At 45.1% G+C, this 22695-nt stretch carries 18 protein-coding genes; 13 read left to right on the top strand and 5 right to left on the bottom strand.

The features are described 5' to 3' along the window. The first annotated feature begins 138 nt into the window (after window positions 1-138). The 8 genes from R7M72_RS03895 (at window position 139) to R7M72_RS03860 (ending at window position 11929) form a co-directional block, all read left to right on the top strand. Window positions 139-2472, top strand: a complete 2334-nt coding sequence (locus R7M72_RS03895) for a YgiQ family radical SAM protein (RefSeq protein ID WP_064368606.1) — start codon at window positions 139-141, stop codon at window positions 2470-2472. A 262-nt stretch (window positions 2473-2734) separates the two neighbouring features. After that, window positions 2735-6232 carry a T6SS effector BTH_I2691 family protein gene (locus tag R7M72_RS03890; protein ID WP_318056042.1) on the top strand — a complete coding sequence of 1166 codons (3498 nt, stop codon included), beginning with the start codon at window positions 2735-2737 and terminating at the stop codon, window positions 6230-6232. Window positions 6233-6235: 3 nt separating this feature from the next. After that, window positions 6236-7180, top strand: coding sequence for a hypothetical protein (locus R7M72_RS03885; RefSeq protein ID WP_017634698.1), 945 nt, complete (start codon window positions 6236-6238; stop codon window positions 7178-7180). A gap of 3 nt (window positions 7181-7183) precedes the next feature. Next, on the top strand, window positions 7184-8134 hold the full coding sequence (locus R7M72_RS03880; protein WP_318056041.1) for a hypothetical protein: 951 nt from the start codon (window positions 7184-7186) through the stop codon (window positions 8132-8134). Between the two features lie 3 nt (window positions 8135-8137). After that, window positions 8138-9082: a hypothetical protein gene (locus tag R7M72_RS03875; RefSeq protein ID WP_017634700.1), complete on the top strand. Its 945-nt coding sequence runs from the start codon at window positions 8138-8140 to the stop codon at window positions 9080-9082. Window positions 9083-9085: 3 nt separating this feature from the next. Beyond that, complete coding sequence (locus tag R7M72_RS03870) at window positions 9086-10030, top strand: hypothetical protein (RefSeq protein WP_017634701.1); 945 nt, start codon at window positions 9086-9088, stop codon at window positions 10028-10030. 3 nt (window positions 10031-10033) lie between these two features. Beyond that, window positions 10034-10981 (top strand): hypothetical protein, encoded by a 948-nt coding sequence (locus tag R7M72_RS03865; protein WP_318056040.1) that lies wholly within the window; start codon window positions 10034-10036, stop codon window positions 10979-10981. Window positions 10982-10984: 3 nt separating this feature from the next. Next, window positions 10985-11929, top strand: a complete 945-nt coding sequence (locus R7M72_RS03860) for a hypothetical protein (protein ID WP_258473905.1) — start codon at window positions 10985-10987, stop codon at window positions 11927-11929. A 133-nt stretch (window positions 11930-12062) separates the two neighbouring features. Here R7M72_RS03860 and R7M72_RS03855 read toward each other — a convergent pair whose 3' ends face one another. From R7M72_RS03855 to R7M72_RS03845, 3 genes are read right to left on the bottom strand one after another with little or no spacing between them, the layout of a single operon-like run. Beyond that, window positions 12063-12479, bottom strand: coding sequence for a GtrA family protein (locus R7M72_RS03855; protein WP_258473906.1), 417 nt, complete (start codon window positions 12477-12479; stop codon window positions 12063-12065). Between the two features lie 4 nt (window positions 12480-12483). Continuing rightward, entirely contained in the window at window positions 12484-13890 is a 1407-nt protein-coding gene (locus R7M72_RS03850) for an ArnT family glycosyltransferase (protein ID WP_045412049.1), read from the bottom strand. A gap of 2 nt (window positions 13891-13892) precedes the next feature. Continuing rightward, window positions 13893-14933 (bottom strand): glycosyltransferase family 2 protein, encoded by a 1041-nt coding sequence (locus tag R7M72_RS03845; RefSeq protein ID WP_080996144.1) that lies wholly within the window; start codon window positions 14931-14933, stop codon window positions 13893-13895. Window positions 14934-15085: 152 nt separating this feature from the next. Here R7M72_RS03845 and R7M72_RS03840 point away from each other — a divergent pair, with 152 nt between their 5' ends. From R7M72_RS03840 to R7M72_RS03830, 3 genes are all read left to right on the top strand, one after another. Next, on the top strand, window positions 15086-15763 hold the full coding sequence (locus R7M72_RS03840) for a response regulator transcription factor (protein WP_005389368.1): 678 nt from the start codon (window positions 15086-15088) through the stop codon (window positions 15761-15763). Then, window positions 15760-17046, top strand: coding sequence for a sensor histidine kinase (locus R7M72_RS03835; RefSeq protein WP_047103340.1), 1287 nt, complete (start codon window positions 15760-15762; stop codon window positions 17044-17046). Before R7M72_RS03840 ends, R7M72_RS03835 begins: the two co-directional genes overlap by 4 nt. A gap of 109 nt (window positions 17047-17155) precedes the next feature. Further along, the gene (locus R7M72_RS03830; protein ID WP_170897345.1) at window positions 17156-18052 is read left to right on the top strand and encodes a 1-aminocyclopropane-1-carboxylate deaminase/D-cysteine desulfhydrase; all 897 of its coding nucleotides are present in this window, start codon (window positions 17156-17158) and stop codon (window positions 18050-18052) included. A 39-nt stretch (window positions 18053-18091) separates the two neighbouring features. Here R7M72_RS03830 and R7M72_RS03825 read toward each other — a convergent pair whose 3' ends face one another. Next, window positions 18092-18634, bottom strand: coding sequence for a hydrolase (locus tag R7M72_RS03825; protein WP_005457944.1), 543 nt, complete (start codon window positions 18632-18634; stop codon window positions 18092-18094). Window positions 18635-18784: 150 nt separating this feature from the next. Further along, window positions 18785-19645, bottom strand: coding sequence for a LysR family transcriptional regulator (locus R7M72_RS03820; protein WP_258473909.1), 861 nt, complete (start codon window positions 19643-19645; stop codon window positions 18785-18787). Window positions 19646-19744: 99 nt separating this feature from the next. On the opposite strand from R7M72_RS03820, the gene R7M72_RS03815 reads away from it, so the two are divergent. Both R7M72_RS03815 and R7M72_RS03810 read left to right on the top strand, forming a co-directional pair. After that, on the top strand, window positions 19745-20809 hold the full coding sequence (locus R7M72_RS03815; RefSeq protein ID WP_318056039.1) for an HlyD family secretion protein: 1065 nt from the start codon (window positions 19745-19747) through the stop codon (window positions 20807-20809). A 9-nt stretch (window positions 20810-20818) separates the two neighbouring features. Next, window positions 20819-21838, top strand: a complete 1020-nt coding sequence (locus tag R7M72_RS03810; RefSeq protein WP_005389391.1) for a DUF2955 domain-containing protein — start codon at window positions 20819-20821, stop codon at window positions 21836-21838. Window positions 21839-22695: the final 857 nt, after the last annotated feature.

Here is a 22695-nt window from a genome sequence, read left to right as displayed (position 1 = left end):
AGAAAATCGCCGATAGAGCATTGATATTTTTACAAACCAAATAAAACTCGATGAACTAAGCTTGAATAGATGAGTTTGTTATAGATACCTGATAATCAAATCGCTATAATTCGCGCTCCCTGGAACAGAGAGCAAAATATGACCAATAACATCACTCCTATTCATGAGTACAAAAAATACTGGGCAGAGTGTTTTGGTACGGCACCTTTCTTGCCGACCAGTCGCAAAGAAATGGATGCCCTAGGATGGGATAGCTGTGACATTATCATTGTAACCGGTGACGCTTATGTGGATCACCCAAGCTTTGGTATGGCTATCATTGGCCGCCTGCTAGAAGCACAAGGTTTCCGTGTCGGTATCATTGCTCAACCAGAATGGCAAAATAAAGATGCGTTCATGCAACTTGGTAAGCCAAATCTGTTCTTCGGGATCACTGCGGGTAACATGGACTCCATGATCAACCGTTACACCGCGGATAAAAAGCTTCGTCACGATGACGCGTACACACCGAATAACGAAGGTGGTAAACGCCCAGACCGAGCAACGTTGGTTTACTCTCAACGTTGTCGTGAGGCATACAAAGAAGTACCTATTGTTTTAGGTGGTATCGAAGCTAGCCTACGCCGTGTGGCACACTACGATTACTGGTCAGATAAAGTTCGCCGTTCTGTACTGTTTGATGCAAAAGCAGACATCCTACTTTTTGGTAACGCAGAGCGCGCACTTGTCGAAGTAGCACATCGCATCGCAAACGGCGAAGACATCAGCACCATGACCAATATTCGTGGTACTGCCGTGAACTTGCCAGCGGCGCCAGAAGGCTACACGGTTATTGATTCTTCTCGCATTGAAAAACCTCGTAAAGAAGCGTTCGTACCAAAGAACCCATACGAAGTAGAAACTCAGTGTGAAACTAAAAAAGACGAGCCAGTTGCACAACCAATCACAATTCGCCCATCACGCCACGATGCTGCGACGACTGCGGTCCGTTTACCTTCGTTTGAAAAGCTAAGAAACGATCGCATTCTTTATGCGCATGCAAGCCGTGTACTGCATTTAGAAACGAACCCGTACTCTGGTCGAGCGTTACTTCAAAGCCATGGTGATCGTGAACTTTGGGTAAACCAAGCTCCAATTCCATTGACGACCGAAGAGATGGACTTTGTGTTTGGCCTGCCTTACGCGCGTGTTCCTCATCCTATGTACGGCAAAGCAAAAATTCCTGCGTACGACATGATCAAGACGTCTGTGAACATCATGCGTGGTTGCTTTGGTGGCTGTTCTTTCTGTTCGATTACCGAGCATGAAGGTCGAATCATTCAAAACCGTTCGAAAGAGTCTATCATCAACGAGATTGAAGAAATTCGCGACAAAGTTCCGGGCTTTACCGGCACAATTTCCGATCTTGGTGGCCCGACTGCAAACATGTACCGCCTGGGCTGTAAAGATCCAAAAGCGGAAGCGAACTGTCGTCGTCCTTCTTGTGTATTCCCGGGCATCTGTAACAAGCTAAACACAGACCACAAACACACGATCGATTTATACCGCGAAGCGCGTAAAGTTGAAGGCGTGAAGAAAGTGATGGTTGCATCTGGCGTACGTTACGACCTTGCGATTGAATCACCAGAATACGTGAAAGAGCTCGTGACTCACCACGTAGGCGGTTACTTAAAGATTGCACCGGAACATACTGAGAAAGGTCCTCTTGATCTGATGATGAAGCCAGGCATGGGTACGTACGATCGCTTTAAAGAGATGTTCGAGAAATACAGTGCAGAAGCAGGCAAGAAGCAGTACTTAATCCCTTATTTTATCTCTGCGCACCCAGGCACAGAAGACGAAGACATGCTGAACCTTGCTCTGTGGCTGAAAAAGAACAACTTCGAATGTGACCAAGTACAAAACTTCTACCCTTCGCCAATGTGTAACGCAACGTCGATGTACTACTCAGAGACAAACCCTCTGAAACGCGTGAAGTACAAAAAACGTGAAGATGTACCTGTAGCAAAAGGTGAACGTCAACGTCGCCTGCATAAAGCGCTGTTGCGTTATCACGATCCAGCAAACTGGCCAATGATCCGTGAAGCCCTAGTCAGTATGGGTAAAAAACATTTGATCGGTGACAAACAAGGCTGTCTCGTTCCTGCAGAAGACATTGAAGCACAAACACCTGCGCAACGTCGTAAATCTGGTCGTCACGGGGCAAACCGCTTTGCAACCAAACATACCAAAAACCAACCAGGCTTCGGTGGTCATTTGAACAAACGCTCTGAAGGCGGTTCAAAAGATGGTAAACCATCTGGTAACCGTAACGGTTCTGGCAAAGCTACAGGTGGTCAACGCCCTGCAAGCAACGGCCAACGTCCTAGCGGCAACGGTGCAAACCGCCCGGCAGGTAGCAAGCCGCAAGGCCAAGGTCGCCCACAAGGACAAGGCAAACCAGCTGGTCAACGTAAACCAAAGCGTCGCTAATTATTTAGAGCTTAAATACTAGAAAGGGCTCCAGAGTTAACTCTGGAGCCCTTTTGTTTTGTCAGCTCATTGAGGCATCACTAATAACTCAAACTTTGATTCAATCAATACAAAAAATGGTAAACACCAACCAACTTATTGGAAAAACAAACAATTATTTGATTGAAGCAAAACCATAAAAGCATAACTTATTGATTTTTAATTGCTTTATTTTGGTGCGATATTTGCGTAACAGAGTAAAACTCTTAAACATGGGCTAACGATGAATAATCCACTTCCCCCAAAAACTTCTATGTTCTGGTATGACAACAGCTATACCTATGAGGAGGCCGTTCAGGCATTTGAAAGCGATGGTACACTGAAATCGCTGAATATCGTTCCAACCACGGAATCCGATGATCTTGCTGGCTCACCCCCAGAGCGCAGTATGTTTTGGGAGGGAGAAACAAAAAAAATCGATCCGCCACCGCCGTCTGAACCAGAGCCTCTCAATTTAAAAACTGAGAAAGAAGCAACGGAAGCATCACCTGCGCACTTTATCCCAGTCCGCTATGCCATCGATCAGCTAGAAACAGAAGAGACACAACCTTTTGGTTTGCCTGAAGAATGGAAAGGCCAAGGCCCAGCCAAACTCAATACCGTTGGTTACACCCTGCGTCAACTGCGCGACGGTTGGCTGTATGTCTATGATGCAATCAACAAAAGCTTAGACGAATACGAAATCAAAGGAACGCAATTCACGCTCTATAAGTTGGGAGAATCAGAAAGCCCAAAATCAGAGCAGCGTGGGACACCACAAGATGCAAAGGCCTTCCTTACTTACGTCAACGGAAGCGTACTATCGATTTGCTTCTCTGAGCACCGCTGGACATGGCACACGTTCATGCGCGTACTTAACAATCCGAGTAATCATATCGATCGCATGCAAACCATTGTTCTGTCCTCAAACGAGAATCAGCACAACATTGCACCAATAGATAAGTTAACCCAAGTCGCTGATATTGAATCTTCTGCCGTCGATGATGGTCGCTTTGCGGATTCTGGCATCGCCACCAAAGCAGATGAAGATGGTTCTGTTTTTAAACCTGTCGCAGTCGAAAGCGATTTAACCTCTGCGATTCCAGAAGAAGAATCAGGCTACTTCGTCGCGATAAAAGATTACGCCGCAGACATTCAAGATATGTCACTGCATTTTGTTGGTGCCGCAAGCCCTTACCGCCTTTTCACTGACCAGTTTTCAAACCAGTGGAACTTGATGCAGACCGCCATGCAACTGTGTATGTTTGGTGCAAGTGACGAGATAGACATGCCAGCTAGCGTTAAGCGTAACGGCGAAGAGCTGTCGTTTTATACCGACATGGCTGACTATTATGACTCCTCTCACCAACTTGATTTGGCAGAGCAGAACAAAAGCTCAGTTCAGTCCGGCTATCCTGCTAAATTTTCCGCTGGAGCGATTGAATCACACCAACATACCCAAAGTGACATTGCTAAAGCGATACAGGACAAATATCGAATTTCTGCGAGCCGTTTTGGTAAATACGAACAATGGATAGCGACTGAACGCTGGCGTCAGCAGCTCAACTGGAAGCAAATGCTGAGCGAGATGCAAGAGCTGTCAGAACAAAAAGAAAACATGCTAACCCTAGTGGTTTCGGTCAAACGCGACTTTATCGCAGTAATGGAGTCCTTAACGCCGCATCATCTTGAAAGAACCTTCGACCTATACAGCGAAGACACACAGTACAGCTTGTATCAACTGCACAAGCAAGCGGTTGAGTCATTTACTTTGGTGATGCAAGAAGAAGACCGCCAATGGGCAGAAAGCCAATGGGAGAAACCAACCAGTTTACTCGCACTCTATGCCTCTGGGTTTAGTCGTAGTTTATTTAAAGTGATGGAGAAGAATATTACAGAGGCGCTTGATGAACAGTCGATCGTCTCAGAAAATCCTGATCCTGATAATCAGTTGATGGACCAGATATCTGATACCAGCAACCGCGTGAATATGTACTCTAAGATCATGGACTTTGTTTCCAACCCAAACACTGCGGAAACAGCTTTTCTCAAAGATATCGCCAAAGGTTTCCAAGAGCTGGATATTATTTTTAAATCTGCAATAGGTGCGCTTGCAAAAGGCGTTGTGGAGTTTGGTGTTAGCATGACCTCACAAGTATCAATTTCGCTGATGCCTGTTTTCGCTAAACCTCTGAACCGTCATAGCTATTATTTATTTGCCGTTATTGCAGAACATATGGCACACAATATGCCCGTAACAATAAAAGAAGGTTACGCTCACGATTTTAAAAAATGGAAAACACGCGTAAATGATTATCTGATTAAGCTCGAAAAAAACAATGCCATCATTGCTGACTTCCAGAAAAATAACCGCAAAGCTGACTCTAAATACACAACAGCTTTAGAAAATAGAAAGACTATTAAGAAGGCTCTCGCTGTAGCTACATTGGAGTACCCGCAGTACATTGAGTTACCTGATGATCTAACGCAAAGAACCGTCGAGCTTAGAACGCGGATCGCTATGAATAAACTCGATGATTTGAATAAACTGTTCGAGAATGCCGGTGGTCTAGGCTTTCTGGCATTAATATTTAACTGCATCGCGCTTGGTGATGCCATGAGCAGTATTCAAGACACGGGGTTAATGTCCTCAGATGAATTTTTGGATATCCACCAAAAGTTATTTTACACAGTCAACGCTTGGACAGGTGTTCGTACAGGTAAGTTATGGGAGAAAGTGAAGGGTGAACCTAGGTTAAGGTCACATTCATATAATGTCTTAAAAAAGTTAGTGAATAGAAACGAAGATACCTTTAAAAACTTAAACCTTGATGACCTAAAGGTATTCAATAAATGGCTAGCAATCACAGGGGCTTTAGGTGCGTTAGCTTCGGGTATTGAGGCTTACCGTTCTTGGCAGAGTGCTGACAAAGTTTATAGTCAAGAAAAATATCTGCATGTAGCAAATTCCCTAGTATTAACAGCAATGTCAGCTGTCGGTATATTCCAAGTATACGGAGGGTTAACTGGACAATTTGCATTAAACTTATCCTTTGGCGGGCTTATAACGGCCGGCCTGGTTATTCTCACGATTGCATACCTAGCCATCAATTATAAGTTGAATAAGCTGAAACAAGATGATTTCCAAAAATGGTTAGATAAACTGCCTTGGGGTTATCACCCGACTCGCACTCAGTGGAGCCAATCTTCGAGCTTACCCGAAAGAGAGAAGCATAATTCAGCATTGGTTCAGCAAGCGCTGTTTGACTTACAATCTATTATTCAACAGCCTACGGTATACCATCAACCTATTGAAAAAGTACAAGCTTACCCAAGTTACACACATCGTGTGTTAATCGGTTTGGAAGTGCATATTCAACTGCCAAGGCGTGCTGCAACGAATGGTATTACGTTGAGAACTAACAGCAAGGCAACAGAAGATGATTTGATGTCAGGCTCGTGGCATCAAAACGCAGATTTAGTCACGCTACAAACTCAAGATCAAGCGAGCAAAGAATCACTGGTGTACAAAGTAACCTTGCCAATTGAAGAAGCAGATCATTACCTTACAATGCAAGTAGCTTACGATGTGGAAGATGATGCCCCTGCTAAGCGTGAGTATTGGTTCCAAAACGGCATAAAACAGAGTGCAACTTATGGCATTATTTCAGACAATATCAAACAAGACATAATTAAAAAAACACTCACCCCCGCTGTTGGCACACTAGGTTTTCAGGAGTAACCCTTGGCATATTCACCGTTTTATATCACCCCAGAAGAATTGGCGGTTTATCAAGAAGCACAAGAGCAAGAGATTCTCAAAGGGGACAATTTAACAACATGGCATAAGTATGATGTAGAAGAGCCATTTCGCTACCATTACAAGTTAACGGCTTTGCCATTTATGAGCTTCTTATTTGTAATTGTATTTTTGACACACTCAAGTGATACGCTTGTCGTGACCTTTTTTGGCCTTATCTTGTCAGTAATGATGGCCGGGATCTTTTATCTTACGATTGGCCTCGACTATCGCTATGACTATATCTTTTCTGACAAAGGCTTTGTGATGAAGAAGCGTCGCAACATGCCTAAGTGGGCGAATACCGCCACACAAGCCGTTGGCTGGATCGGTGCGGTAGTTTGCGTTTTGATGGTAGCGGTAGTTGGCCCGATGGCGTTAGCTGGATCGGGCGCTCTTATTTTATTCTCATTTGGTATGTTAAAACGCAAGCCCGATGAACCAACAGAAGTGAGAATTGGAGAGCGTGAAGATTGGTTGTTTGCCGACTACAACAAAAAGCGCAAAGTGATCCAGTTCTACTTTAAGCAGGATAAGTGTGAATATATCGATATGGAACACAACACTATTGTCCGTTCACATAGCAGATCTGATTGCTACGTATTTTTCAAAACTGAAACGGACTTAGAATCGATGGTAAATCAGTTAGCTACTGAATATAAGCTGGATTGTACAGAGGTAGATGACCACAAAAAGCTGTTTGAATCGAAGCCAGAATCAAGGCTCTTTAGTATTCCAGTTTGTAGTAGAGAATATCAAACCGAAGAGGTATTTGATTTAAGGGCGTCAAATGCCCCACTTCCTGAGCGTGAATACCTTTACAACGGCAAGTGGCAAACCGAGTCTGAAATCGAACAATCAAAATCTGAACCAACAGCAGCCAAGGTATAAACATTGGCTTATTCACCTTTTTACATCACCCCAAAAGAATTGGCGGTTTATCAAGAGGCTCAAGAGCAAAGAATCAGCTCGGGTAGCAATGTTTTACGTTGGAGTGTTGTAAACGTCGAGATGCCTTCTCGATACATTCACCTCTATTTTACTCTCGTAACCTTGTTTGTCTGTATTGCGATATTTTTTGCCTTAGCAAACTTTGACCAAAACGATGACACCATTTTCTTAGCATGTGTACTTTCATTTTGCGTGGCACTTTTTTATTTCCTAATGAGATGGGGGCTTTTACAGCAGTACCATTATGTTTTTTCAGAAAAAGGACTTGTTGCAAAGTCTAGTAGTACCATTCCAAAATGGATGAACAATGCGAGTCAAGTAACAGGCTGGGTGGGCGCTAGCACATGTATATTAATGGTAATTCTTGTTGGTCCAATGGCTTTAGCTGGCGCTGGGGCCTTTATATTGGTTTCCTTTAAAATGCTTAAACGTCAACCAGACGAAGTAGCCGAAATTAAAGTCGGTGAGCGTGAGGATTGGCAGTTCGCCTACTACAATAAAAAGCGTAAAGTGATTCGCTTCTACCACAAGTATGACGAGTGTTCTAAATGGAACCTAGAGAAACACACCGTCTTCAGAGCTCAAACTCGTGGTGATAGCTACATATTCTTTAGGACTGTTCAAGACTTAGATGCGATGCTAGAAACCCTTTCAAACAAGTACGGTATTGAATGTATTGATTTTCCTGACCATAAAGCGTTTTTTGAAGGAAGACCTGAACCTCGAATTGAAGATATCCCTTCTCGCTGCCTTGAATTTCCAGTAGTCGATACCTTTGACCTGAGAGCTCAAAACGCCCCGCTTCCTGAATGGCAACGTATATACAACGGTAAGTGGCAAACCGAGTCTGAAATCGAACAATCAAAGTCTAAACTAACTACAGCTCTGGAGTAACCCTTGGCATATTCACCATTTTACGTCACCCCAGAAGAGTTGGCAGTTTATCAAGAGGCACAAGAGCAAGAAATACTCGCAGGCGACAACGTCAGAACATGGCATAAGTATGATGTAGAGGAACCATTTCGCTATTACTTTAAACTTTTTGCGCTTCCATTTGTGATCGCTCCATTCCTATTAACTTTGTTTATACACACGAGTGACACGGTTGACGTAACTATTTTTTCTTTTATTTTGTCGGTGATGGTATCTGGAGCCTTTTACCTTACGATTGGCCTCGACTATCGCTATGACTATATTTTTTCTGACAAAGGCTTTGTGATGAAGAAACGTCGCAACATGCCTAAGTGGGTGAATACCGCCACGCAAGCCGTTGGCTGGATAGGTGCAGTGGTGTGTGTGGTGATGGTAGCGATGGTTGGCCCGATGGCGTTAGCAGGCGCTGGTGCTTTTATATTAGTCTCCTTTAAAATGCTTAAACGCCAACCAGATGAACCAACAGAAGTGAGGGTCGGAGAACGTGAAGACTGGCTCTTTGCTGATTACAATAAGAAAAGAAAAGTAATTAAGTTCTTTTTTAAGCATGACACATGCGAATATATTAATATAGAACATACTAAGATTTCACGCTTACACAACCGATTCCACTATTACGTATTTTTCAAAACCTTGTCTGACTTAGAGTCTATGGTCAATCAACTAGCTACAGAATATAAGCTTGACTGTACGGAAGTCGCCGACCACAAAAAGCTATTTGAAGCTAAGCCAGAGGCTAGACTGTTTGGCACGCCAGTTTGTTATAAAGAATATCAAACCGATGAGGTATTTGATTTAAGAGCTTCAAAAGCCCCGCTCCCAGAACGTGAATACCTTTACAACGGCAAGTGGCAAATGGAATCTGAGATTGAAAAATCTAAATCTGAACTAACAACAACCAAGGAGTAACCCTTGGCTTATTTACCTTTTTACATCACGCCAGAAGAATTTTCGTCCTACCAAGAAGAACAAGAGCAACAAATTCTAAAGGGGATGAATCTAACAATCTGGCACAAGCACGATATTGAAGAGCCTTTTCGATACTTATACCTATCGATTGCTATAGCCGCTGTCAGTCCATTATTTTTCCTTACCTATTTCCTACATGACAACAGCGACATGATCTTAACTTACATTTTATCGGGTCTGACGATAATCATGTCTGGTGTATCTTATCTGACATTTGGGTTGGACAATCGTTATGATTACACCTTGTCCGATCGCGGGTTAGTTATAAAAAAGCGACGTGATTTACCTAATTGGGTAAACTCAGCAACGCAGGTCATGGGCTGGGTTGGTGCTATAGTTTGTGTAGTAATGGTAGGTATTGCTGGGCCCATGGTTCTTGTCGGTGCTGGAGGGTTTATACTGGTTTCATTTCGTATGCTAAATCGTCAGCCTGACGAACCTACGGAAGTTCGAGTAGCAGAGACAGAAGATTGGCTGTTCGCCTACTACAACAAAAAGCGTAAAGTGATTCGCTTCTACCACAAGTATGACGAGTGTTCTAAATGGAGCCTAGAGAAGCATACCATCTTCAGAGCTCAAACTCGTGGTTATAGCTACATATTCTTTAGGACTGTTCAAGACCTAGATGCAATGCTAGAGACCCTTTCAAACAAATACGACATTGAATGTATTGATTTTCCAGACCATAAAGCGTTTTTTGAAGGAAGACCTGAACCTCGAATTGAAGATATCCCTTCTCGCAGCCTTGAATTTCCGGTAGCCGATACCTTTGACCTGAGAGCTAAAAACGCCCCACTTCCTGAATGGCGACGTATTTACAACGGCAAGTGGCAAACGGAATCTGAAATCGAACAATCAAAACCTGAACTAACGACAGCCAAGGAGTAACCCTTGGCTTATTTACCTTTTTACATCACGCCAGACGAGCTTTCGGCTTATCAAGAAGAACAAGAGCAAGAAATTCTAAAGGGGATGAACCTCACAACCTGGCACAAGCACGATATTGAAGAGCCTTTTCGATACTTATACCTATCGATTGCTATAGCCGCAGTCAGCCCATTATTTTTCCTTACCTACTTTCTGCACGATAGTAGTCAGATGCTCTTGACCTACATATTATCAGGCTTAACGATAATCATGTCCGGTGTTTCTTATCTTACATTTGGTTTAGACAATCGTTATGACTACACCATATCCGAGCAAGGCATGGTCTTGAGAAAGAGACGTGATCTCCCTACTTGGGTGAACTCAGCAGCGCAAGTGATGGGTTGGTTTGGAGCAGTAGTCTGCGTATTTATGGTAATCGCAGTAGGACCAATGGCTCTAGTCGGTGCTGGTGGATTTATTTTAGTTTCATTTCGCATGCTGAAGCGCCAACCTGAAGAAGAAACTGAGGTACGAGTGGGGCTTCGCAAAGATTCATTGTTTGCTCAATACAACAAACAGCGAAAACTCATTGTGATTTATCACAAATTTGACGACTGCTATTTCTTTGACATTGAGCATAAAGAAGTCAGTCGAAACCAAACTCGTGGTCGAAGTTATATATTTTGCAAAACTGAATCAGAAGTGGATTACTTGTTGAAGTTGTTAGTTAACAAGTGGAACATCGAATGCTCTGAAGAAAACAACATTAAACAGCTTTTCAATACAGGCCTAATGTACGAAAAACTTCAAGATATTCCAGTAAGAGGAACTAAATATCTACTAAGCGAAGTAGATAGCCTGAGAAATAAGAATGCCACATTACCCGAACTAAAATACTTGCGTGGTGACTTATGGCTAAGCGAAGCGGAAATCGACCAGCGCAAAGCAGAACTGAATACAACCAAGGAGTAACCCTTGGCATATTCACCATTTTACATCACCCCAGAAGAGTTGGCAGTTTATCAAGAGGCACAAGAGCAAGAAATACTCGCAGGCGATAACGTCAGAACATGGCATAAGTATGATGTAGAGGAACCATTTCGCTATTACTTTAAACTTTTTGCGTTTCCATTTGTGATCGCCCCATTCCTATTAACTTTGTTTATACATACGAGTGACACGGTTGACGTAACTATTTTTTCTTTTATTTTATCGGTGATGGTGTCTGGAGCCTTTTACCTTACGATTGGCCTCGACTATCGCTATGACTATATTTTTTCTGACAAAGGCTTTGTGATGAAGAAACGTCGCAACATGCCTAAGTGGGTGAATACCGCCATGCAAGCCGTTGGCTGGATAGGTGCAGTGGTATGTGTGGTGATGGTAGCGATGGTTGGCCCGATGGCGTTAGCAGGTGCAGGTGCTTTTATATTAGTCTCCTTTAAAATGCTTAAACGCCAACCAGATGAACCAACAGAAGTGAGAATCGGAGAGCGTGAGGATTGGCTGTTTGCGGACTACAATAAAAAAAGGAAAGTGATCCAGTTCTATTTTAAGCATGACATATGCAGATATCGAGATACTGCTCATAAGACTATCTTTCGCTCACAAGATAGATCAGATTGTTATGTTTTCTTTAAAACTGAAGCGGATTTAGAATCCATGGTCACGCAACTGTCAGAGGTCTACAAACTGGATTGTAAAGAGGTCGATGATCATAAAAAGCTGTTTGAAGCAAAGCCAGAATCAAGGCTCTTTAGTATTCCAGTTTGTAGTAGAGAATATCAAACCGAAGAGGTATTTGATTTAAGGGCGTCAAATGCCCCACTTCCTGAGCGTGAATACCTTTACAACGGCAAGTGGCAAACGGAATCTGAAATCGAACAATCAAAATCTGAACTAACGGCAGCCAAGGTATAAACCTTGGCTTATTTACCTTTTTACATCCCCCATGAAAAGCTTTAGGTTTACTCTGATGTACAAAAAGAAAAATTGGTTCAAATAACGAATTTTTAACTCGAGGATAGGATAGTAAGCCCGAACCTTTCTATCCTCAACTAAACACCCATTTTGCACTGAGTAAATAGTTACTCACCATGCCTGCCAATATGCCTAAGATCAAAGCCAAATAGACCATCACCCCTTGCGTTCCTAGCGCGAGCGTTACGCCTTTGAACACAATAAAGTTAGGCAAAGCACTGATAAAGGCACTCGCCATAAATTTTTGCCATTGAGCGAAAGGGTTGGTTTTTTCTGCTTGATAGAAAGTCAGCCAGCGATTGCCAAGCCAAGTCGTGGTAGCTGCGAACAAAAATGCTATCCCACGAGCCAGCATCAGCTCCAGACCAAACCAATGCAACAACACAGAAAAGATAAGGGTGTCGACCATAAAGCCGACACCACCTACTAGAGCAAACCTTGTTAACGAAGCAAACCTTTCTGACGAAGCAAACTTTGGTAATTTGCGCATTCCGCTATCCAACCACACAGGTGTAGAGTGAGCGTTTCGATTTTGCTGTGAACTCGTTGGTACAACTCAACGCATTTTCATGAATCATGCTATCCACTTGCTGCGATTTACCAATCAGGTGGAATTTCTTCAGATTGTTTAAGTCATTCTTATCTTCAAGCTTTTTCGCCTGACCATGACTATAGAACTGGCCTGAGAACGGGCGCTTACCAATATAAAAGACCGGAGCGTTGTCATTAATTTGCGCGAAGATTATGCGGTCGCTGCGGCTATCTGCTTTGCCCATATTCAAAACCAACATAGCAATCATAAGCAGGGCTGGCAACACCGCTGCCGTTCCGGTCAACCATTTGAAATCGTGTTTATCCACCAGCATTGCAATCAAGATACCCAACGCAGGCACACCCGGTAGCACGTAAGCAGGCAAAATATTCCCAGCCATGGTGAACAAGATCATTGGAGAAATCAGCCAACACATCAGGAAGCTAAACAAACCTTGATGATCGGTTTCAATGGCTTTGAGTACCTTACGACGTTTCCACGCCAAGATAGGCAATACAATTGACCAAGGCGCAGCCGACTGTAGCCAGAATACCCAGATCATCCCACGTGGTTGATCATGAGCAGAACCATACAGATCCCCTTCCCAACCGCTGACAACAAAACGCTTAAAGTGCTCGCCAACAATGAAGTAATCAATAAATCCAGGCGTCGCCATTTCAGCCATGATGTACCAAGGTAGAGCAATCGCCAGCATGAGCGCCAACCCCGACACAATTGGAAAACGCTGCCACAAGGCTTTGAAGGCACCAAAGAAGCCATGCTGAATCACAAGCCAAGGAAATACTGCGATGCCCATGATCACGATCGCCACTGGACCTTTCGCTAACAGTCCGCAAGCCAAGCCAAAGAAACCGAGGTAACCCCACAATCGGCTGTGTTTGTCTTTGCCAAGCCAGCAGTAGTAAAAGCCGACCATCGCCATCGTCATTGCCAACGTCAGTGCCATGTCTGTCATCACCGCACCCGCCGCAATTGAAAAGATGCCACAGGTCGCCAGTACCAACGCTGCGATGACTGCATTAAAGCCAGCGCGATGCGCCATGAAAGCAACAAAAACAATCGTCGCAACACCCGCTAACCAATGAGGCGCGCGCACTGCAAATTCATTCAATCCAAACAGCTCAATGCCGTAAGCACTCATCCACGTGAACAGGGGTGGCTTCCCCCAGAAAGGCACGCCGTAATCAAACTGTGGGGTAAGCCAATTGCCGGTTTCCACCATTAAGCGCGCCATTTCGCCGTAGCGGGCTTCGGTGGTGTCCATCAAAGGGTAAGCGGCAAGTGAAATAAGACGGAGTAAAAGAGCAAACGCCAACAACAACCACAGATGGGTTTTATTAATACTCATGATTACGCGGTTTCTCCCAATTTAAACTTCATGGTTTGGATGGATTGATGTTTTGCAGGCTGCTCGTAAACAGACTGAACAAGATATAGAGGACGTTGCTTGGTCTCGACAAAAATGCGGCCAATGTATTCACCCAAAAGGCCAATCGACAGCAGTTGCACACCGCCCAAGGCAAGTTGGACGACCATCATGGATGGGTAGCCAGTGACGGGCTCACCAAACACAACGGTTTTCATCACAATGAATGCGCCATAGATAAAGGCACTGAACGCCACTAACGCACCGGCAAGTGTCGCTAAGCGCAAAGGACGAATGGAAAACGAGGTAATGCCGTCCATTGCAAGGCCAATCAGCTTGAGGTAGTTCCATTTGGTTTCACCACAGAAACGAGCGTCACGCTCAAACTGAACCGTCACTTGCTTGAAACCCGGCCAAGAGAAAATGCCTTTCATGTATCGGTTACGCTCTGGTAGCGAATTGATGTGTTTAACCACTTTTGCGCTCAGTAGACGGAAATCGCCCACGTTCTCTGGCACCTCTAATTTCGCCATGCTATTCAGCACTTTGTAAAAGCAAGCGGCCGAGAAGCGTTTGAACCAGGTTTCACCGTGGCGTTCACTGCGCTGCATGTTCACCACGTCATACCCTTCACGCCATTTTGATACCATTTGCGGGATCAACTCAGGCGGGTCTTGCAAGTCAGCATCAATCACGATCACCGCTTCACCTTGACAGTGTTCCAGGCCCGCACTCATGGCAGACTCTTTGCCGAAGTTACGGCTTAGTGCAATACAACGAACGTCGCTAGAAGATTGAGAAAAGTTTTGCGCGATCATGAGGCTGTCGTCTTTGCTACCGTCGTCGACATAGACGATTTCGCAGCGTTCTGGCATTTCATCCAAAACGGCGGCTAAACGACGATGAAATTCAGGCAAGACTTCTTGCTCGTTAAAGAATGGCACCACAACAGACAAAACTGTTTTAGGCTCAGTGTGTTGGCTCACCTTTGAAAAGGTTGCAGCGTGAATGTTGAAGGTTGACATGCTACTCTTCCACTAAATCCGATGAATGAATCCAGTCTACAAACATCAATGTGAAAGAGATGTTGTTGACATCTTTTTCACGTTCTTAGTGAATAATGTTCGGTTAAGACGAAGTCTTATTTTCGAACACCTGCCCACTTGGAGAGAAATACATGAAACGCGTACTTTTAGTCGAAGATAATCGAGAAATCGCAGGCATGCTGTTCGATTATTTTGAGTGTGCAGGTATGGAACTCGATTATGCAGACAACGGCGAGCTCGGCCTGAAACTGGCGATGGAAAACACCTTCGACATCATCTTGCTCGATCTCATGCTGCCACGCATGGATGGCCTGACCATGTGTAATAAACTTCGCGACGCGGGCAACAACACACCGGTACTTATGCTGACTGCACTCGATAGCCGTGACGATATGCTCAAAGGCTTCCAACACGGTGCGGATGACTATCTGACCAAACCTTTCGATCTGGATATTCTAGAAGCGCGTATGATGGCACTGATCCGCCGTTACCGTGGCACTGTCGCATCGAGTAAGTTGGAATACGGCGAAGTCTCTATCGATCAAAAAACGCGTAAAGCTTACCGCCAAGATAAACTGCTGGCGCTAAACCCCACCACTTACACCATTCTGGAAATGCTTGTGAAAAGCGCGCCAGACGTAGTAACACGTGAAGAAATCGCCTTCCAACTTTGGCAAGAGAACGAGCCGAACAACGACGTTCTGCGCAGCCACATTTACCAACTTCGCAACCAACTTGATAAGCCATTTGAACAGCATGTGCTTATCACCGTACCGAAAGTTGGCTTCCGCTTGGAGACTGGTGCATGATCAATCGCTTACTTGCTAGCACGCAAAGCACACAAAGTATGACAGGGCGACTCGCTCTGTTTTTCTCTTTTGTGTCGGTCGTGATTGGCATCTTCTGCTTTTTGTTGATTACTGGCTCCCTGCTTTGGTCTGAAGACCGCGTGGGCGAGCGTCGTATTATGGTCGATAAAAAAGAAGCGATTGAACATTTCCAGTCTCATCCAGAGCAAGGCAGTATTCAGCTTGACCTGCTCACCACCGCTTACAACGACATCTCATTGGTTGCCGAGCGCTACCAAAAATACCTGATTGGTCAAAAGCACTTTCTTGATGAAGTAGAAGACGGTGAATACTCGCGCATGGTTTACATGAGCACTTACACCTACAAAGGCGTTGAACATCCTGTGATTCTGGTTTCCTTGATTGATGAAATCGAGATCACCTCAGAGGAATTCATTCTTGTCGTCGCTATGGTGCTGTCCATTGTCGCCGTGCTGGTGTTTCTGTTTGGTAGTCTGCTGCTGCGTTTATCACAGCGCTTGATTGAACCCGTCAATGCGCTCAAAACTCAACTCGATCATCACCAAGGCGATGCCACGCAAACTTTTAGTGTGCCAGAGGGTTCGGCCAAAGAGTTCCAAACTCTTGCGGATGAGTTGAATGAGTACCGCCACAAAATCAACCAAGTTATCAAGCGCGAGCAAGCCTTTGCACGATACGCGAGTCATGAACTGCGTACACCGTTAACCGTGATGAAAGGCTCAAGCAGCTTACTGGCGAGAAGTGCGAACACGGATTTCCAAACCCGCCAAGTGAACCGAATTCAGGATGCAACGCAGCAGATGTCGACCATGGTGGATGCCCTACTCGGCTTAGTGCGTTACGAGCGTAATGCAGATGATTCACCAGTGCGCAGCATCACCGAAGAAGAACTCAACCAAATCATCTTCCAAAGCCAAGCTCAGGCGGACGAGAAAGCACTTAGCTTTGATGTACAGATAGACGGCAACCCTAGAACGCGCGCGACCAATGCCGTGTTGACCATTATTCTTGGCAACCTGATTCGCAACGGCATCGCCGCAACACCTTCGGGATCAATTCATATCAATATGGATGAAAACACCATTTCGGTGCGCGATGAAGGTGAAGGCTTTTCAACCATTCCACATTCTGATGGGCACGGATTAGGTTTGATGATTGTGGACGATTTGTGCCAACGCTATGGCTGGCAATTTAAGATTGGTACACATCCAGAAGGTGGTTGTGAGGCAAAAATTAACCTCGCAACAGAACATCAGGAATAACCGAAATGGAAGACCTGAAACCCAGACTTTTTATCTGGGTTTAATGGCGTTACACTACGCGCCCTTTTAAAATGGCAAAGGTGACACGGTTTATTCCGTCAGCATCGACATGAAACTCTCAGAAAGTCCTATCACCCAACATAGCTTTAATGGGCACAAATTTTTCCTTAAACGTGACGACATGCTCCACTCCCACTTTTCTGGGAACAAAGCACGTAAGTTTATGACGTTAATGGAAGAGCAAAATCCCGACATCACCACGTTAATAAGCTTTGGCTCCGCTCAATCTAATGCCATGTACTCGCTAGCGGCTCTCGCCCAGATTAAAGGTTGGGCATTTGAGTTTTATGTTCATCACATTCCACCTTGGCTAAAAAGCTCCCCCATCGGAAACTATCGCGGCGCTCTCGATTTGGGTATGAAAATCACCGCCATGCAAGACATCGGTAGCGAACTTCACCCTAGTGAATACATCCACCAGGTACGAAGAGTAGATGAGTCGACATTGCTGATTCCAGAGGGTGGACGTTCCCACCTCGCTGAAGCTGGCATCAAACAGTTAGCACGAGAAATTCTTGATTGGACGCGATTGAGAGGTAAAGAGCAGTTTACGGTCGCCCTGCCATCAGGTACTGGCACGACGGCTTTATATCTTCATAAACATTTAAGCCCACACGGCATAGAAGTGCTAACTTGCCCTTGCGTAGGCGATGCAGATTACTTAACTGAGCAGTTCAACCAGCTCGGTGAAAACAGCCACCCAACCATTTTAACCGTGCGCAACAAACACCATTTTGGTCGCTTGTACGAAGAAGATTACATCACATGGAAAGCACTCTTTGAGCAAACCGACCTCGAATTTGACCTGTTATACGACCCGTATATGTGGCAATGCCTCACCCCTTGGTTGGAAGAGAACACAGATAAAACGGTGATTTATATTCACCAAGGCGGGTTACTTGGCAACGAGTCGATGTTGCCAAGATATCAACGAGAATTTGAATAGCGTGTTCAAATAAAGTTGTTGCTGATTACAGTGATTCCACTATTTGATGAGCGCCAGAATTTCTTTGAATTCAGGTGCTCGGCAATCTTCGACCATTTCATACAAACACATTTCTAACCCAGTGAGCACCACACCGTTAGCGGTTAACTTCGCAAGAGCGAGCGCTTTATTGGCAGCGGTTCGGGAAGAGACACAATCCGTGACTAATTCAACGCGATAACCGGACTGGCGCAGAGAAACCGCGGTTTGATAGACGCAAATGTGGGATTCAATACCGCAAACCAACCAGGTATCAACTTTCGCGTTCTCCACCGCGACCTTAAACGTCGCCTCTTTGCAACCATCAAACGTGTACTTGGTAATAGGTAAATGCGTGCTTTCAAGCACTTCACGAATCGGCTCCGCGGTTGGGCCCAACCTTTCTGGATTCTGTTCTAGCCACAGAATAGGCAAATCTAGTGCTTTGGCGCCCTTTACCAGTTTCGTGATATTTTCAATCAGTGCGTCGCTTTCATGCATTAATGTAGCGAGTTTGCCCTGAACATCCACCACAATCAGGCCCGTGTTTCCTTTCGATAACATTTCCATCTCCTATCTTGTGCGACCACAAACCATACTCAACAAGTTGAGCAACAGTTAATGTATCAGAACCCTTTCATGTTAGAGCAATAAAACCTAGAAAGATGACCTTCGCTCACACATTTGCCCTTAGGTAAGAGTGGTTTGAACTGACTATTTAAATTTCTCTCGAATTAGTTCAATCAAGGCTTTGACTTTATTGGGCAGAAATAAGGCCGAGGGATAAATCAGAGTAAGATGCTGCTTCGGATGCGCAAATTGAGGCAGCACCTCGACCAACAAACCATCTCGCAATGCAGGCTTGGAATGAATTTGTGGAATAAACGCGATGCCGTTTCCTGCTATCGCCATCGAGCGCAGCAAGTTGAGGTCGTCCGAGCGCAACGCCACATGCAGATCTGAATCGAGCAAATCAGCATTGTAACGATTAGTTAAAAGGCGATGCTGCTTAAGATCTTCCACCGTTTTTACTGGCGGATGCGATTCTAGATAGGCTTTTGACGCAACAAAGTGACTACGATAAGGCAAAAGACTGAACTGCACATAGCTGTCATCGGTGACTTTGACCACGCTCGGAAGAAGCTGCAAATCAAACGATTGACGCTTGAGATCGACACTCTCTTGATGGTTTTCAACCTCGACCGAAATATCCGGATACCGCGTTGTGTACTCGGTGATGATCGCGTTAAACGCGGCAGAGCTCATCAATGCGGAAGGAATGGCTAAACGCACCTTGCCCGTCAGCTCTTGTTGATATTCATGCATGGCATTTAAACCTTGCTGAATATGGTCAATAGGCTGCCCCACCAACTCAAACAAGCGTTTCCCGTGCTCCGTCAACTCAATGCTGCGTGTTGTGCGAATCAAAAGCTGTACCCCGAGTGATTTCTCTAATTCTTGCAGGCGACGACTCACTTTTGAGCGTTGTAGTTGATTCGCCTCTGCCGCTGCACTTATACCGCCGTGAACCACCGTCTGAGTGAATAGGTAAATATCATCAAAACTAACGTTCATTGTCCTATTTTTAGGTCATTTATGTTCGTATTATCATTCTACTGAATTGTGAGTGACTTCTCTATAATCTGCTATCCAATATGTTTAACGGAACTTGTAATGACGGCTGACCAAAAACTCAAACACTGGATGCGAACTTTGATTGTCCTGTTCATCGTACTATTTTTGTACATTATCATTGCTGACCGCCACGCACCCTTAACGACCGAAGGACGAGTGCAAGGATACGTTGTCCAAGTCGCGCCCGAGGTATCTGGTAAAGTGACCGACGTTCTCATCGAGAATAACCAGTCCGTTCAAAAAGGCGATGTGTTGTTTACGATTGATGATCGTAAATACAAGATAGCGCTTGAACAGGCGGAGCTGTCTCTGCAATCCGCTTATGAAAAAGAAGCAACGCTGTATTCTCAACGCGAAGCCGCTCTTGCCAATATTGCCCGCGCACAAGCAACATTTGATAATGCACACCGCGAATACAACCGCTTACTGACGTTATCGAAGCAGAAAGTCATCTCTCAATCGACACTCGATAATGCCTTTGCCCAAAATCAGGTATCACGTGCAGCGCTTAAAGCGGAACGACAAAACTTAAAAGTCATTGAGGCGCAATTAGGCGACCAAAAAGGTCAAAGCACCGCCGTTCGAATTGCCAAAAACGGCATCGAAAAGGCGCAACTTGATTTGGCAAATACCGCGGTACTCGCTCCCAGTGATGGTGTCGTGACCAACCTGCAACTAGAAGTTGGCACGATGGCAAACACCAACATGCCATTGCTGACGTTTGTACCAACAGGATCACTCTGGGTAGCCGCTGATTTTCGTGAAAAATCCGTCGCGAACGTAGACAAGACTTTCCACGCCTTGGTCACATTTGATGCCAACCCAGGTTCGGTGTACGACTTTGATTTAGCTAGCCGCGATTACGGTGTAGCAGCCGCACAACAAACGCCTAATGGCGCACTAACCAAAGTGGAAGTGAACAACCGCTGGGTACGTGATGCGCAGCGTACACGAGTGAACCTAACCAGCAGCGATGAGTTACCACCAGCACTGTTTGTCGGCTCTCGCGCTACCATTGTTTTGTACCCAGACAACAGCATTTTCTGGCAGTTGATGGCGCAAGCACAGATTCACCTCGCAAGCTGGTTCCACTTCATTTACTAGGCGGCGACAATGAAAACCTTACGAATTTGGTTCGGCTGCTCTTTAGGGCTCGCGCTAAGCATGATCTTCGGTTGGTCTTACGGATTTTTTGCCATCATGATGCCGCTGTTTATATTGGGCAGAATGGACAACTTTAATCTTTCGGCTTTATTGATCGTGTTTTTCTCTGCGGTGTGGACAACCATACAAGCCACATTTTTGCTGGAATACTTGCAGTTTCATCCAACATTAATGACCGTAGCCGTCGGAATCATGATGCTGTTCAAGTGTATTGCAATGATGAACCAGAAAACCTATTTATTTGGTTACATGGGGCTGTTAGTGGGTTCAATTGTGTTGAATTTTGCCAGCTATAACTTCATGGATATTGAAGAGTTCAATGTCAACATGTGGGTGATGGCGTTCAGCAATATTTTTGTTTGCGCATTCGCGTATTGGTTGTTCCCTGAGCCAAAGTCCTCCGCCGAACACATTGAGATATCGACCCCCGTAAAAAGCGATATTGACTACATCAGCCAAGTTGCCATGGGTTGGGTAGTGGCGATGGCGGCGTTTATCGTATTCCAAGTAGCGGACTTATATGACTCGTTATCCGCACAAGCTTCCATTTTGATCATCCTAACCCCAATGACTTTAGCGGGCTCGCTCGCCATGGCAAAAATTCGCATCATCGGCACCGCACTAGGCTGCATCGCAGGGATGGCTGTTCAGCTGATATTGGGCAGTTGGTATGGGCATGGGCTACTCTTTTGGCTCGCCTTTACCATTGCAATGGGGCCATTCTGCTTGTGGCTCACCAAGGGGCAAATTAAAGCGGCTATCGCGTTTTCTGCCATGTCTGCCCTATCGGTTCCGCTGACGACCTCATTGGTGCCAGAACAAAAAGACGCGTTCTTTTCGATCTTGTACCGTTTCAGCTCGATTTTCGTTGCGGTTCTGCTCACCGCGATGGTGATGTGGGTGGTGCATCACTGGATTCGTGTGATGTTGCTAAAGCATCCTGAGATTAAGAACGTAGAGTTGAATTAAACCTGGCCGAGGCTGGAAACGGGAAATGTATGCCGCTCACTTTACTGTGATCGGCATTTTTATTTAAAACGGTCATCCTGAACATTGAGGAACGAGCGTGGTTCAGGATCTACTCACCGAGTGCTGTAAAGTTCTAAGGTTATCGCCATTTTCCAGTGAGTTGTTAGTAGATTCCTAGTCTCGTCTAGACTCGCTGGAATGACCAAAATTTGAATACAAGCCAAATAGTTGGGTATGTGAGTAACGTATCTTCCAACATCCGTCATCCTGAACAGCGAGGGACGAAGTGATTCAGAATCTACTAATCACGTGCTTTGAAGTGCGAAAGTTCTCGTCATTTACCAGCGAGCTGTTATCAGATTCCTAGTCTCGTTTAAACTCGCTGGAATGACGCTATCTTGAAACTGCTCTAATAACTAGGGTTGTGGCGAGCAATATATCTTCCAATATCCGTCATCCTGAACAACGAGGGACGAGGTGATTCAGGAGCTACCCACCGAGTGCTTTGAAGTGCGAAAGTTATCGTCATTTCCTAGCGAGCTGTAATCAGATTCCTAGTCTCGTCTAGACTCGCTGGAATGACCCTATCTTGGAGCTGCTCAAATATCGGTTTTGTGGCGAGCGATGTATCTTCCAACATCCATCATCCTGAACAGCGAGGGACGAACGTGATTCAGGAGCTACCCACCGAGTGCTTTGAAGTGCGAAAGTTATCGTCATTTCCTAGCGAGCTGTAATCAGATTCCTAGTCTCGTCTAGACTCGCTGGAATGACCCTCTCTTGGAGCAGATCCAATACCTAGGGTTGTGGCGAGCAATGTATCTTCCAACATCCGTCATCCTGAACAGCGAGGTACG

Source organism: Vibrio sp. YT-18, assembly GCF_033337345.1.
In the GTDB taxonomy this organism is placed as follows: domain Bacteria; phylum Pseudomonadota; class Gammaproteobacteria; order Enterobacterales; family Vibrionaceae; genus Vibrio; species Vibrio alginolyticus.
Note: the sequence above shows the minus strand (reverse complement) of the source record. Positions and strands in the feature narration are given on the sequence as shown.

Bases quoted from the DNA above. Each gene is read 5' to 3' on its own strand.
- R7M72_RS03895 (WP_064368606.1), top strand. From the start codon at position 139: ATGACCAATAACATCACTCCTATTCATGAGTACAAAAAATACTGGGCA.
- R7M72_RS03830 (WP_170897345.1), top strand. From the start codon at position 17,156: ATGAAACTCTCAGAAAGTCCTATCACCCAACATAGCTTTAATGGGCAC.
- R7M72_RS03855 (WP_258473906.1), bottom strand. From the start codon at position 12,479: ATGCGCAAATTACCAAAGTTTGCTTCGTCAGAAAGGTTTGCTTCGTTA.
- R7M72_RS03850 (WP_045412049.1), bottom strand. From the start codon at position 13,890: ATGAGTATTAATAAAACCCATCTGTGGTTGTTGTTGGCGTTTGCTCTT.
- R7M72_RS03845 (WP_080996144.1), bottom strand. From the start codon at position 14,933: ATGTCAACCTTCAACATTCACGCTGCAACCTTTTCAAAGGTGAGCCAA.
- R7M72_RS03890 (WP_318056042.1), top strand. From the start codon at position 2,735: ATGAATAATCCACTTCCCCCAAAAACTTCTATGTTCTGGTATGACAAC.
- R7M72_RS03825 (WP_005457944.1), bottom strand. From the start codon at position 18,634: ATGTTATCGAAAGGAAACACGGGCCTGATTGTGGTGGATGTTCAGGGC.
- R7M72_RS03815 (WP_318056039.1), top strand. From the start codon at position 19,745: ATGACGGCTGACCAAAAACTCAAACACTGGATGCGAACTTTGATTGTC.
- R7M72_RS03840 (WP_005389368.1), top strand. From the start codon at position 15,086: ATGAAACGCGTACTTTTAGTCGAAGATAATCGAGAAATCGCAGGCATG.
- R7M72_RS03820 (WP_258473909.1), bottom strand. From the start codon at position 19,645: ATGAACGTTAGTTTTGATGATATTTACCTATTCACTCAGACGGTGGTT.
- R7M72_RS03835 (WP_047103340.1), top strand. From the start codon at position 15,760: ATGATCAATCGCTTACTTGCTAGCACGCAAAGCACACAAAGTATGACA.
- R7M72_RS03810 (WP_005389391.1), top strand. From the start codon at position 20,819: ATGAAAACCTTACGAATTTGGTTCGGCTGCTCTTTAGGGCTCGCGCTA.